Here is a 472-nt window from a genome sequence, read left to right on the forward strand (position 1 = left end):
GTACAGCTCTTTAGAACGGAAGTTCAGGAAAGCGTTGTCGGCAGTGTTGATGAAGAATTGCGCGCTGGCAGAATGAGGATCGGAAGTACGCGCCATGGCGATGGTGTATTTTTCGTTAGGCAAACCGTTGGATGCTTCGTTTTGAATCGGATCGCGGGTTTCTTTTTCGTTCATGTTTTCATCCATGCCGCCGCCTTGAATCATAAAGCCTTTGATGACGCGGTGGAAGATTACGCCGTCGTAGAAGCCGTCTTTAACGTATTGCTCGAAGTTTTTAGCAGTAACGGGGGCTTTGTCGAAATCGAGTTCGATTTTGATGTCGCCTTTGTTGGTGTGCAGGATAATCATGGGTTTCCTTTCGTTAGAATCCGGTTTTGAATCATTCGTTAAATTGTGTCTGAACGACAAACTTCAAGGCCGTCTGCAAAATATTCTTTCAGACGGCCTGGGATATGGTTTTACGGGTTTATGG

1 protein-coding gene is annotated in these 472 nt (G+C 46.0%); it reads right to left on the reverse strand.

Annotated features, from left to right (window positions below):
• Positions 1-348, reverse strand: a 348-nt coding sequence (locus ACTHUR_RS19890) for a peptidylprolyl isomerase (RefSeq protein WP_440400519.1), incomplete at its 3' end; no start/stop codon positions are given.
• Positions 349-472: the final 124 nt, after the last annotated feature.

Source organism: Neisseria sp. P0021.S007 (genome assembly GCF_051956855.1).